Below are 11,370 nucleotides of genomic sequence, written 5' to 3' on the forward strand. Positions count from 1 at the left end.
ATAATTGGAAGAGAGAATGACGGTCATCGACAATCACGAAGCGCTCGCAAAGCAAGGCGAAACCGGCCTGTCGGAAGCGGGTGCGCGCGATTATTTCGAGCTTCTGAAGCCACGCGTGATGTCGCTGGTCGTCTTTACTGCCTTCACCGGCCTGGTGCTGGCCCCCGGCCACATCAATCCCGTTCTCGGCTTCATCGCTATCCTCTGCATTGCGGTCGGTGCCGGTGCATCCGGTGCCTTGAACATGTGGTACGACGCCGATATCGACGCCGTCATGACCCGCACCAAGAGCCGGCCGATACCTTCAGGCCGTATCAATCCGTCGGAAGCCCTGGCCTTCGGCCTGGTGCTGTCAGGCTTCTCGGTGACGATCCTCGGTCTTGCGATCAATTGGCTTTCCGCCGGCATTCTTGCCTTCACCATTTTCTTCTATGCCGTCGTCTACACGATGTGGCTGAAGCGCTCGACGCCGCAAAACATCGTCATCGGCGGCGCAGCCGGCGCTTTCCCGCCCGTGATCGGCTGGGCCTGCGTCACCGGCAGCGTGCCGGTCGAGAGCATCGTGCTCTTCCTCATCATTTTCCTTTGGACGCCGGCCCATTTCTGGGCGTTGGCGCTCTTCAAGATGGGTGATTACGAGGCCGTCGACGTGCCGATGCTGCCGAATGTCTCAGGCATCCAGACAACCAAGAATCAGATCGTCGTCTATGCGATGCTGACCGCGATCGTCGGCGTCGTGCCGGCCTTCATGGGCTTTGCGAGCCTTGGCTATGGCGTTGTTGCCGCGATCCTCGGCGTGATCTTCGTGCACTGTTCCATCGCCGTCTGGCGCATGGCCGATGGCGACATGAAGATGGTGCCGGCAAAGAAGCTCTTCGGCTTCTCCATTTTCTATCTTTTCGCGATCTTTTCCGCGCTGCTGATCGACCGGCTCGTTGCTGTGCTGATGTCGGGCGGTGCCGGAGGCTGGCTATGATCGAACTCGTCAAGCTGACCGAGGCGCAGAAGAAATCGCGGCGAGGGCGCAATATCGCGCTCGGGCTGGTGCTTGCCGGTCTGGTGGTGCTGTTTTACGCAATCACCATCATCAAGGTCGGTTCCGGACACGTTTGAGGAGGCGTCATGGAGGGGGAGGTCACAAAGAGCACGAGAAGCGACGGCCGTAACAACGGCATGATCGTTGCCATGTGCCTGAGCTTCGTCGTCGGCATGAGCGCCATGTGCGCTGCTGCCGTGCCGCTCTATCGCATGTTCTGCCAGGTGACGGGCTATAACGGCACGACGCAGCGCGTCGAGCAGGTCTCGAACGTTATTCTCGACAAGCAGATCCAGGTTTCCTTCGACGCCAATGTCGCGCCGGGCCTGCCGTGGGATTTCAAGCCGCTGCAGAAGTCGGTGAACCCGAAGATCGGCGAGACGGTCGAGGTCAAGTTCCAGATCGAAAACAAGTCGGACAAGATGGAGCGCGGCCAGGCGATCTTCAATGTCACGCCGCTGGAAGCCGGGGTCTATTTCAACAAGGTCCAGTGTTTCTGCTTCAACGAGACGGATCTTGCGCCCGGCGAAAAGCGCGAGATGTCGGTGGTTTTCTATGTCGATCCTGAGATCACCAAGGCTGTGGAAACCAAGACGATCAATGCGCTGACACTGTCCTATACTTATTACCCACGGGAAGGCGCAAAGCCCGTGGCTTCCAATGACGGCGGTACGAAGCCGGTGGAAAAGAAACTTTGATGGAGAGTGCTTCTCGGTTTGACCGGAAGCAATATGGGAAAAAGTTATTCGGGGATTGCTGATATGGCCGAGGCGCATCAGAGAAAACACGATTATCACATTATCGATCCCAGCCCGTGGCCGATCATTGCGGCCCTTGGGGCCTTCGTGATCACCTTCGGCGGCGTCTGCTTCATGCGCTACCTGAATGGCGGCGCGGTGCATCTGTTCGGGATCAATTTCGCGCAGCCCTGGCTGTTCTTCATCGGCCTCGCCGTGATCCTCTACGTCATGTACGGCTGGTGGGCCGACACGATCAAGGAGGCGCATGAGGGCGCGCATACCCGCGTCGTGTCGCTGCATCTGCGCTACGGCATGATCATGTTCATCGCTTCCGAAGTGATGTTCTTCGTCGCCTGGTTCTGGGCCTATTTCGATGTCAGCCTGTTCCCGAACGAGGCGATCCAGGCGTCGCGCACGGCCTTCCTTGGCGGCCAGTTCCCGCCGAAAGGCGTTGAGGTTCTCGACCCCTGGCACCTGCCGATCTACAACACCATCATCCTGCTGCTGTCGGGCACGACCGTCACCTGGGCTCACCACGCGTTGCTGCATGGTGATCGCAAGGGCCTGATCCAGGGCCTGACGCTCACCGTCCTGCTCGGCGCGTTGTTCTCCTGCGTCCAGGCCTATGAATATGCCCATGCGCCGTTCGAGTTCAGAAACTCGATCTACGGCGCGACCTTCTTCATGGCGACCGGCTTCCACGGTTTCCACGTGTTGGTCGGCACGATCTTCCTGATCGTCTGCCTGGTCCGCGCCATCCGCGGCGATTTCACGCCGAAGCAGCATTTCGGCTTCGAAGCGGCCGCCTGGTACTGGCACTTCGTCGACGTGGTCTGGCTCTTCCTGTTCTTCTGCATTTATGTTTGGGGCAGCTGGGGCGCGCCGGTCGCGGCGGGCTGATCGGTATCGATCTCTGAAAACAAAAGGCGGGCGCTGGACGACCGCCTTTTATTTTTTGGCCTCAATCCCTTGAGGCAATCCTCTCGAATGCCGTCGGATGAGGCAGATCTTCAGCGAGCAATTGTCTGATTTGCTCGGCGCATGCCTTGGGGCTTTTCACCGACGTATCGACCTCCAGATCATAGATTCCGGGCCGATGTACCTGTTCCTGCCAGGCAATGACTGGCGCAGGGACAGTCATGCCAGCCTCGACCTTCACGTAAGTGCCCTGTCTTTCCGGCCCTTCGGCCAGCCGCCGCCCCATCACGACATCGAGTGGGCAGCGCACGCCGACGAACAGAACGGGCAGCCCCGTCAGCAGCCGGGCGCAATCAGCAAGAATGCCGAGCGGCTGCGAATAGCTTTCATGATGACCGAACTCGGCGACGACATTCAATCCCATGCGGCTATGTGCGGCGATGGAGGCATAGAGTGCGGCATAAAGGCGCGCAACCAGCGGCTCGAGATCAGGCCGCTCGCCGCCGGGACGCAAGCCGATGCCCGGACGGTAGCGTGGAGGCGTGATATGCCGCACATAGGCGTCGACGCCGAGATTCACCCACACGCCTTCAAAATCGGCCTGTATCGCCTCGACGATGCTGCTTTTTCCGGATCGCGGCGCACCGTTGAGAATGACGATCTGGCCAGCCGGCCGGCTTTCGCTGAATGGCATGAATTCGATCCCCTTTGCTTGTTTTGAGGCTGATGAGGAGGAGCTGAGAGCTTTTCGATTGGACGGATGCATGCTTCGCAGTTAGTTATAATGATAGGGGCGAGGTTCATGTGATCGCCCGCTATTTTAGGCTGATCGAGACAGAACTTTGAGCTCAGAGCAAGACAAGACGCCAAACGAGGCATCCCACAGCGACAGCGCCCTCTTTGCGCCCGTCGATCCCTTTAAGGTCGGCATACAGGGATGTTGCCCGCGTTGCGGCCAAGGCAAGCTCTTCGATGGATTATTGTCGCTGAAACCGCGCTGTGCGGCCTGCGATCTCGATTACGCCTTCGCGGATGCGGGCGATGGCCCGGCGGTCTTCGTCATCCTGATCGTCGGCTTTATCATTATCGGCTCGGTCCTGTGGATGCAGATCAACTATGCGCCGCCGATCTGGGTCTATATCGTGTTGTTCGCGCCGCTTACGATCATCCTTTCGCTTCTATCTTTACGCTGGTGCAAGGGCATCCTGATCGCCCTGCAATATCGCAACAACGCCGCCGAAGGGCGCGTCCATCGTGACTGAGTCCGCAGTGCCCGTGCGTCGCGCCAATCCCTTGTGGCAGATCGCCAAGGCACTGCTTCTTCTCGCGGCGCTCGTCATCCTCATCGGGCTTGGAACATGGCAGGTCGAGCGGCTACAATGGAAAGAGGGCCTGCTGGCTGACATCGCGGCCCGCAAGGACGCACCGGCTATGCCCTTGTCGGCGATCGAGACGATGGCGGCATCCGGCGGCGATATCGAATATCGCGTCGTAACCGCCACCGGCCATTACCTCAACGACAAGGAGCGGCATTTCCTCGCCACCTATGACGGCGATCCCGGCTACCACATCTATACGCCGCTGCAGCTGGGCGACGGTCGCTTTATCTTCGTCAATCGAGGCTTCGTTCCTACAGAGGCGAAGGACCCCGAAAAGCGCAAACAGGGTGAATTGACGGGCGAACAGACTGTCACCGGTCTTGCCCGCGCCAAACTTGCCGAGCGGCCAGACGGCATGCCGGACAATGATCTCGGCAAGAACATCTTCTTCTGGAAGGATCTGGATGCCATGGCTGCCAGCGTCGGCCTGCCGAAGGACAAGGTGCTGCCCTTCTTCATCGACGCCGACAAGACACCCAATCCAGGAGGGGCGCCGATCGGCGGCGTCACCATCATCGATCTGCCGAACAATCACCTGCAATATGCGGTGACCTGGTATGGCTTGGCGGTGGCGCTGGCAGCGATCGTCGCCATATCCTGGTGGCGCAAACACCATCCGGACGCGCCCTCACAATAGAGGCCCCACAATAGAGACATGCAATAGAATAGCTTCATTTCGATGGAATATTCCGCTAGAGCATGATCCCAAAAAGTGCGCAGCGGTTTTTGGGATCATGCGGACTGAATGGAGCAGGCGGCAGGGCAGCCCTATCTATGGCTCGAGCCTCTGTCGCATTTCGGAAGAGATATGAACATAGCTGTTTCCAAACCTGACCTGACCATCCGGCTTTGCGGGCCGCGCGGCTTTTGCGCCGGCGTCGACCGCGCCATCCAGATCGTCGTTCTGGCGCTGAAGGCCTATGGCGCGCCGGTTTATGTCCGCCACGAGATCGTTCACAACCGCTATGTCGTCGAGGGGCTGGAAGCCAAGGGCGCCATCTTCGTCGAGGAGCTGGATGAAATCCCGGCCGAGCATCGCGCCCAGCCCGTCGTCTTCTCGGCGCATGGCGTGCCGAAATCTGTGCCGGCCGATGCCGATGCGCGCAATCTCTTCTATCTCGATGCCACCTGTCCGCTTGTCTCCAAGGTGCACAAGCAGGCCATGCGCCACAATCGCCTTGGCCGCCACGTCGTCCTGATCGGCCATGCCGGCCACCCGGAAGTGATCGGTACTATGGGCCAGCTGCCGGAAGGTGCCGTGTCGCTGATCGAGACGGTGGAGGATGCCGACGTCTACCAGCCTGATGATCCCGACAATCTCGGCTTCGTCACGCAGACGACGCTCTCTGTTGACGATACCGCCGGCGTCATCGCGCGGCTGCAGGAGCGTTTCCCCAATCTGACAGCACCGGCTGCCGACTCGATCTGCTATGCCACAACCAACCGCCAGGAAGTGGTAAAGGAGGCGGCGCCGGGCTGCGATCTCTTCATCGTCGTCGGTGCGCCGAATTCGTCGAATTCCAAGCGCCTCGTCGAAGTGGCGCTGAGGGCAGGGGCGAAGAAATCCGTTCTCGTCCAGCGCGCCGCCGAGATCGATTGGGACGATATCGGCGATATCAAGACCGTTGGCCTCTCGGCTGGTGCATCTGCGCCAGAAGTCATCGTCAACGAGATTATCGAAGCTTTCCGCGCCCGCTATAATGCTGTGGTGGAACTCGCTGAAACTGTGAAGGAAACCGAGAATTTCCTCGTCAATCGCGAGCTTCGCAGTATAGAGCTGACGACAGCAGACATGGCTTTCGTCAACGGCGAATAGCCGACCTAAGGCGCTCAAGTTCGGGACTGTTTCGTGGCCGTTTATACCGATATTACCGAAGACGATTTGAAGTGGTTCCTGACCGAATATGATGTCGGTGAATTGCTCTCCTACAAGGGCATTGCCGAAGGCGTCGAGAATTCGAACTTCCTGCTGCATACGAGCCGCGATCCGCTGATCCTGACGCTTTATGAGAAGCGCGTCGACAAGGGCGATCTGCCGTTCTTCCTGGGGCTGATGCAGCATCTGGCGAGCCGCGGCCTGTCCTGCCCGCTACCCCTGCCGCGCCGTGACGGTGCCTTGCTCGGTCATCTCTCCGGGCGTCCTGCCGCCCTGATCTCCTTCCTCGAGGGCATGTGGCTGCGCAAGCCCGAGGCACATCACTGCCGCGAAGTCGGCAAAGCGCTGGCCGCTATGCATATTGCCGGTGAGGGTTTCGAGATCCGCCGCCCGAACGCGCTGTCGCTTGAGGGCTGGCAAGCGCTCTGGGAAAAATCAGAGGCCCGCGCCGACGAAGTCGAGGCCGGCCTGCAGGGTGAGATCCGCGGCGAACTCGATTTCCTTGGAAAGCATTGGCCGAAGGGTCTGTCCGAAGGCGTCATCCACGCCGATCTTTTCCCGGACAATGTCTTCTTCCTCGGCGACACCCTGTCCGGCTTGATCGATTTCTATTTCGCCTGCAACGATCAGCTCGCCTACGATGTCGCGATCTGCCTGAATGCCTGGTGCTTCGAGAAAGATCACGCCTACAACATCACCAAGGGAATGGCGCTGCTTGAGGGATATCAGAGCGTGCGGCCGTTGAGCGAGGCTGAAATCGCCGCCCTGCCGACGCTGGCCCGCGGCTCGGCGTTGCGCTTCTTCCTGACACGTCTCTACGACTGGCTGACGACCCCCGCCGGCGCTCTCGTCACCAAGAAAGATCCGATCGAATATCTGCGCAAGCTGCGCTTCCACCGCCAGATTGCCGCGGCCGCCGAATATGGGCTGAAGGCATGAAGCACGTCGATATTTTTACCGACGGCGCCTGCTCCGGCAATCCCGGCCCCGGCGGCTGGGGCGCCGTGCTTCGTTACGGCGAGGTGGAAAAGGAACTCTCCGGCGGCGAGGCAGAGACGACCAACAACCGCATGGAGCTGATGGCCGCGATCTCGGCACTCGGCGCCCTGAAGAGCCCATGCGAGGTCGATCTCTATACTGACAGCGTCTACGTCAAGGACGGCATCACCAAGTGGATCTTCGGCTGGAAGAAGAACGGCTGGAAGACCGCAGACAAGAAGCCGGTGAAGAATGCCGAGCTCTGGCAGGCGCTGGACGAGGCCTATAACAGACACAAGGTGATGCTGCACTGGGTAAAGGGGCATGCAGGACACCCGGAGAACGAGCGGGCCGACGAGCTGGCCCGCAAGGGCATGGAGCCGTTTAAGCGGAAGTAGCTCGTCGGCAATAAACTCGGACTAGCCGCGTCACATAGAACTCGATCACGCTAAGATATGATCGAGCGCGCTTCTCACTCTTGGCTTTTCGGTTGCGGAGAGGGGCAGGATTGGGCGCGGTGGATCGATCCGGCAAAGATCGAGTGCTTCCGCAATCGCATACATGACACGGAAGCTGCCGAACTCCTTGAACAGGCTCCATAGCGGCTGGAATTTTTGATCGAGCCGTTCGGCTTCGGCGACGTTGCCGGCCTGGGCGGCCCGTGTGAGCGCCAGCGCCTCGGCGGGCAGGAGGCCGGCGATCACGCTGTACCAGGCGTCGGCGCCGGCCAGTAGCCCGGCTGCGGCCCCCCAATCGCCGCTATAGCCGATGGCGAAACCCTTTGACGTTTCCTGGCGCAGGCGCGCTATCTCTCCCTTGAAATCGCCATCTTGCGGCAGAGGCATCTTCACCGCCACGATGTTCGCCACCTTTGCCAGCCGTACAATCAGTCGATCGCTGAATGTGAATTTCGTTGTGCCGGGATTGTTGTAGATGCAGAGTGGCAGCTCGCCGGCCTCCGCGACGGCTGCGAAGTGCTGGTAGACCTCTTCCTCCGTGAGTGGAGTATAGGATACCGGGGCCAGCAGTAGCCCATCCGCGCCGGCCGACTTGGCATCACGCGCCAATACCTGCGCTTCGTCGGTCCGCAGCGCTCCGACACCGACGATGACCGGGATCTTGCCGCCGACACTTGTCATCGCCGCCTGTACTGCCCGCCGGCGCTCGTCGCGTGACAGAAAGGCGTAACCGCCCGTACTGCCGAGCAACCCGATGGAATCCGCGCCCGCCCGTTGAATGCGTTCAAGCAGGTGGGTGAGAGCTGCAACATCCACGCGTCCGGAAGCGTCGGTCGGAGTAATTGGAAAGGCCGAAAGTCCTGTAAAGAGCGTCACAATTGTTTTCCTTCTCTGTCAGGCCATGAGCAGCGGTAGCGGTCGAAAAACAGAACCTGAAATCGTCCTATGCTGAGTACCGTGTAGCTGTCGATGGAATATGTTGTAAAATCATACTCCGCTCAGCAACTTTGTGGCGATCATCCACATGGTAAGCGCGATGAGCGTTTCCAGAACGCGCCAGGAGGCGGGCTTCGCGAAGATCGGCCTTAGCCATCGCGCGCCAAAGCCAAGCGAAAAGAAGAACAGGAAAGAGCCGGTCATGGCCCCCGCCGCAAATGAAGCCTCGTTTCCCGGAAATCGGGTCGAGATCGTGCCGAGCAGCGCGACGGTATCGAGATAGACGTGCGGGTTGAGCCAGGTGAGCGCCAGGCACATGGCAAGCGTCTGCCGGAAGCTCGATGATTTCGCTTCTCCGGCGGCCAGCACCGCGGACGAGCGAAAGGCGGAGTAGAGGCTCCTGGCTCCGTACCAGATGAGGAAGGCTGCCCCGGCATAGCGCATGACAGGATCGAGCCAGGGCAACAGCGCCGAGATCTGGCGGAAGCTCGTCACCCCGAGGATGATGAGCGCGGCATCGGAGAGCGCGCATGCAAGGCATACGGCTAAGACATGCTCGTTGCGGAGGCCCTGACGCAGGACGAAGGCATTTTGCGCGCCGATCGCGACAATCAGGCTGAGCCCCATCATCAGGCCCGTCATATAGATCGAAAAATTCATCCTAGCCGAAATGCTCCAAAATCAATGAGCATTTCCGGTATCGGCACAAGAAGATTTAGGCTAGTTAATGTTGCTAATCCTGATTAAGAAAAACTAATCCATGCTCGATTATTCTGCTCTCCGTGCCGTCTCCATGGTCGTCCAGACAGGCAGTTTCGAAAAGGCGGCGACCCTTCTCAGCGTCACGCCTTCGGCCGTCTCGCAGCGGGTGAAGCAGCTGGAAGAACGCCTGGGCATCGTCCTGATCGTCAGGGGTAATCCCTGCACCGCAACGGAGAAGGGCGAATGGCTCTGCCGCCATATGGAGAATGTCGGCATGCTCGAAGACGAGCTTTTCGGACGTTTGCCGGCACTCATCGATCCCGAGGAGCCCAAGCAAAGGGTTACGCTTCACATCGCCACGAACGCCGATAGCCTCGGGACGTGGTTCGTGGAAGCCATATCGGGTTTTGCCAAACGCTCCCCCTATCTGCTGAATATCGCCATCGACGACCAGGATCATACCGCCGAATGGCTGCAGCGCGGCCGGGTCATCGCCGCCGTCACCGGCCTGGAGAAGCCGATCCAGGGATGCCGGCGCATGTCCCTCGGCGCCCTCCGCTACCATGCGACGGCAAGCCCGGATTTCGTTGCCCGGCATTTTGCACAGGGCGTTACCCCGCAAGCGATCCGGAATGCGCCGGCCCTGACCTTCAACCAGAAGGACAGGCTTCAAAGCCGGTGGTTACGCCAGACTTTCGGAGAGGATTTTGCCTATCCGAGCCATTGGCTGCCGTCGACGCAGGGCTTCGTCGATGCCAGCCTTGCAGGCATGGGATGGGGCATGAATCCCATTCAGCTTGTGCGGGAGCATCTGGAGGCTGGGCGCTTGGTGGAACTGATCCCCGACACGCCGCTGGACATTCCATTATATTGGCAAGTGAATCGTCTCGCAGCCGACCGGCTTGCCGAGCTGACGCGCGAGATCACAGCGGCAGCCAAAGCTCATCTGTCAGCATGAGCAATGCTTCTAAACACCTTGCCATTCGCCTCGCTGCCGGAACGCAATGTTCGCGAATTGGTGCCTTGCCCGGCTGTCCTTTCCCTCTATGCTGCCCCCGACTTCCAGGGAGATTGTTTTATGATCCTGCATTGCGTTTTTCTTAGACTCAAATCCGCCCTGACACAGGATGAGAAGACCGCGCTCTTCGACTCTGTCGTCGCCTTGCAGAAGGTCATTCCGGGCATTGTCGATGTGAAATATGGGCCAAACGTATCGCCCGAAGGCTTGCATGGCGGCTTCGCCGATGGATTTGCCGTCACCTTCGAGAGTGTGGAGGCGCGTGATGCCTATCTCATCCATCCCGAACATGTGGCTGTCGGCGAACGCATCGTTTCCTCCACCGACGGCGGTCTGGCCGGCCTAATGGTTTTTGATTTCAATCTTTGAAATAGCCGCCAGGATCCGGCCGCAGACGGGGTAAGCCTGCGACCGGATCCGGTCGATCAGCTCGATTTCGCCATCGCAGCGGCGAGCTGGTCAACGTTATAACGGAACATTTTTTCGTAAGTCGAAGCCGGCCCGTTGGCCTTTGACAGCGATTCGACATAGAGCTCGCCGCCCGGCTCGGCGCCGGTTGCCTTGGCGACCTGCTTGACGAGGCGCGGATCGTTCGAATTCTCGAAGAAATAGGTCTTCACATGCTCGGTCTTGATCTGCTCGATCAGCTTGGCGACGTCGGCGGCCGACGCCTCCGTCTCCGTCGAAACGCCGAGCGGCGAGAGGAAGTTGACCTTGTATTCGCGGCCGAAATAGCCAAAGGCGTCGTGGCTGGTCAGCACCTTGCGGCGATCGTCCGGGATCTTGTCGAACTTGCCGTGCGCATAGGCGTCAAGCTCCGTCAGCACCTTCGTATAGCGCTCGGCATTGGCCTTGAAGTCGGCGGCGTCAGCCGGATCGGCGGCGGAAAGAGCCTTTTCGATATTGGCGACCCAGACCTTCACATTGACCGGGCTATTCCAGACATGCGGATCGGTGACGGTCTTGCCATCGTCGACCATGGTGCGGGTGTTGACGCCTTCGGAGGTGACAACGGGCGTTCCCTTGTAGCCGGACGCGGTAATCAGCCGGTCCATCCAGCCTTCCAGGCCTTCGCCGCTGACGAAGACGACCTTGGCGGCATTCAACGTCTTGGCATCGGCTGGCGAGGGCTCGAATTCATGGGGGTCGCCATTCGGGCCGACGAGGCTCGACACCTTCACATGATTGCCGCCGACCTGCTTGACGACATCGGCAAGCACGGTGAAGGACGCAACGACATTGAGTGTCTCGGCGGAGGCTGGTGCAGCGACGCCGAAGGCGACGAAGGCTGCCGCGGCGGCTGAGAGAAGCAGTCTCTGTTTGTTCATG

General features: G+C 59.7%; 15 protein-coding genes. 11 read left to right on the forward strand and 4 right to left on the reverse strand.

Going from position 1 to position 11,370, the window contains the following annotated elements; translation table 11 throughout:
• Positions 1 to 16: 16 nt before the first annotated feature.
• From AC13QY_RS22120 to AC13QY_RS22135, 4 genes are all read left to right on the forward strand, one after another.
• The gene (locus tag AC13QY_RS22120; RefSeq protein WP_488493929.1) at positions 17 to 976 is read left to right on the forward strand and encodes a heme o synthase; all 960 of its coding nucleotides are present in this window, start codon (positions 17 to 19) and stop codon (positions 974 to 976) included.
• Entirely contained in the window at positions 976 to 1,113 is a 138-nt protein-coding gene (locus AC13QY_RS22125; protein ID WP_085999192.1) for a hypothetical protein, read from the forward strand. Before AC13QY_RS22120 ends, AC13QY_RS22125 begins: the two co-directional genes overlap by 1 nt.
• Before the next feature lie 9 nt (positions 1,114 to 1,122).
• The gene (locus tag AC13QY_RS22130) at positions 1,123 to 1,734 is read left to right on the forward strand and encodes a cytochrome c oxidase assembly protein (protein WP_488493930.1); all 612 of its coding nucleotides are present in this window, start codon (positions 1,123 to 1,125) and stop codon (positions 1,732 to 1,734) included.
• Between the two features lie 63 nt (positions 1,735 to 1,797).
• Positions 1,798 to 2,676 carry a cytochrome c oxidase subunit 3 gene (locus tag AC13QY_RS22135; protein WP_113331971.1) on the forward strand — a complete coding sequence of 293 codons (879 nt, stop codon included), beginning with the start codon at positions 1,798 to 1,800 and terminating at the stop codon, positions 2,674 to 2,676.
• 61 nt (positions 2,677 to 2,737) lie between these two features.
• On the opposite strand, the gene AC13QY_RS22140 is transcribed toward AC13QY_RS22135, so the two are convergent.
• The gene (locus tag AC13QY_RS22140) at positions 2,738 to 3,388 is read right to left on the reverse strand and encodes a chloramphenicol phosphotransferase CPT family protein (protein WP_152093603.1); all 651 of its coding nucleotides are present in this window, start codon (positions 3,386 to 3,388) and stop codon (positions 2,738 to 2,740) included.
• A 148-nt stretch (positions 3,389 to 3,536) separates the two neighbouring features.
• On the opposite strand from AC13QY_RS22140, the gene AC13QY_RS22145 reads away from it, so the two are divergent.
• The 5 genes from AC13QY_RS22145 to rnhA all read left to right on the forward strand — a co-directional run bounded on the left by AC13QY_RS22145 (position 3,537) and on the right by rnhA (position 7,325).
• Complete coding sequence (locus tag AC13QY_RS22145; protein WP_069613871.1) at positions 3,537 to 3,956, forward strand: DUF983 domain-containing protein; 420 nt, start codon at positions 3,537 to 3,539, stop codon at positions 3,954 to 3,956.
• Positions 3,949 to 4,710, forward strand: coding sequence for an SURF1 family protein (locus tag AC13QY_RS22150; protein ID WP_488493931.1), 762 nt, complete (start codon positions 3,949 to 3,951; stop codon positions 4,708 to 4,710). Before AC13QY_RS22145 ends, AC13QY_RS22150 begins: the two co-directional genes overlap by 8 nt.
• Positions 4,711 to 4,881: 171 nt before the next feature.
• Positions 4,882 to 5,889, forward strand: coding sequence for a 4-hydroxy-3-methylbut-2-enyl diphosphate reductase (ispH, locus tag AC13QY_RS22155; protein WP_112722479.1), 1,008 nt, complete (start codon positions 4,882 to 4,884; stop codon positions 5,887 to 5,889).
• A gap of 33 nt (positions 5,890 to 5,922) precedes the next feature.
• Positions 5,923 to 6,888: a homoserine kinase gene (locus AC13QY_RS22160; protein WP_113353910.1), complete on the forward strand. Its 966-nt coding sequence runs from the start codon at positions 5,923 to 5,925 to the stop codon at positions 6,886 to 6,888.
• A complete protein-coding gene (gene rnhA / locus AC13QY_RS22165) occupies positions 6,885 to 7,325 on the forward strand; it encodes a ribonuclease HI (protein ID WP_113353911.1) in 441 nt (146 codons plus the stop codon). Before AC13QY_RS22160 ends, rnhA begins: the two co-directional genes overlap by 4 nt.
• A gap of 45 nt (positions 7,326 to 7,370) precedes the next feature.
• Here rnhA and AC13QY_RS22170 read toward each other — a convergent pair whose 3' ends face one another.
• Both AC13QY_RS22170 and AC13QY_RS22175 read right to left on the reverse strand, forming a co-directional pair.
• Positions 7,371 to 8,261 (reverse strand): dihydrodipicolinate synthase family protein, encoded by an 891-nt coding sequence (locus AC13QY_RS22170; protein ID WP_488493932.1) that lies wholly within the window; start codon positions 8,259 to 8,261, stop codon positions 7,371 to 7,373.
• Between the two features lie 111 nt (positions 8,262 to 8,372).
• On the reverse strand, positions 8,373 to 8,981 hold the full coding sequence (locus AC13QY_RS22175; RefSeq protein ID WP_113353913.1) for a LysE/ArgO family amino acid transporter: 609 nt from the start codon (positions 8,979 to 8,981) through the stop codon (positions 8,373 to 8,375).
• 100 nt (positions 8,982 to 9,081) lie between these two features.
• On the opposite strand from AC13QY_RS22175, the gene AC13QY_RS22180 reads away from it, so the two are divergent.
• Together AC13QY_RS22180 and AC13QY_RS22185 are read left to right on the forward strand one after the other, a co-directional pair.
• On the forward strand, positions 9,082 to 9,981 hold the full coding sequence (locus AC13QY_RS22180) for a LysR family transcriptional regulator ArgP (RefSeq protein ID WP_113353914.1): 900 nt from the start codon (positions 9,082 to 9,084) through the stop codon (positions 9,979 to 9,981).
• A 120-nt stretch (positions 9,982 to 10,101) separates the two neighbouring features.
• Entirely contained in the window at positions 10,102 to 10,410 is a 309-nt protein-coding gene (locus AC13QY_RS22185) for a Dabb family protein (protein ID WP_113331963.1), read from the forward strand.
• Positions 10,411 to 10,466: 56 nt separating this feature from the next.
• Here AC13QY_RS22185 and AC13QY_RS22190 read toward each other — a convergent pair whose 3' ends face one another.
• Positions 10,467 to 11,369, reverse strand: a complete 903-nt coding sequence (locus tag AC13QY_RS22190; protein ID WP_113353915.1) for a metal ABC transporter solute-binding protein, Zn/Mn family — start codon at positions 11,367 to 11,369, stop codon at positions 10,467 to 10,469.
• Position 11,370 lies beyond the last annotated feature (1 nt).

It is taken from the genome of Martinezella sp. CNPSo 3795 (assembly GCF_057784475.1).

Bases quoted from the DNA above. Each gene is read 5' to 3' on its own strand.
- AC13QY_RS22120 (WP_488493929.1), top strand. From the start codon at position 17: ATGACGGTCATCGACAATCACGAAGCGCTCGCAAAGCAAGGCGAAACC.
- AC13QY_RS22130 (WP_488493930.1), top strand. From the start codon at position 1,123: ATGGAGGGGGAGGTCACAAAGAGCACGAGAAGCGACGGCCGTAACAAC.
- AC13QY_RS22135 (WP_113331971.1), top strand. From the start codon at position 1,798: ATGGCCGAGGCGCATCAGAGAAAACACGATTATCACATTATCGATCCC.
- AC13QY_RS22140 (WP_152093603.1), bottom strand. From the start codon at position 3,388: ATGCCATTCAGCGAAAGCCGGCCGGCTGGCCAGATCGTCATTCTCAAC.
- ispH (WP_112722479.1), top strand. From the start codon at position 4,882: ATGAACATAGCTGTTTCCAAACCTGACCTGACCATCCGGCTTTGCGGG.
- rnhA (WP_113353911.1), top strand. From the start codon at position 6,885: ATGAAGCACGTCGATATTTTTACCGACGGCGCCTGCTCCGGCAATCCC.
- AC13QY_RS22175 (WP_113353913.1), bottom strand. From the start codon at position 8,981: ATGAATTTTTCGATCTATATGACGGGCCTGATGATGGGGCTCAGCCTG.
- AC13QY_RS22180 (WP_113353914.1), top strand. From the start codon at position 9,082: ATGCTCGATTATTCTGCTCTCCGTGCCGTCTCCATGGTCGTCCAGACA.
- AC13QY_RS22185 (WP_113331963.1), top strand. From the start codon at position 10,102: ATGATCCTGCATTGCGTTTTTCTTAGACTCAAATCCGCCCTGACACAG.
- AC13QY_RS22190 (WP_113353915.1), bottom strand. From the start codon at position 11,369: ATGAACAAACAGAGACTGCTTCTCTCAGCCGCCGCGGCAGCCTTCGTC.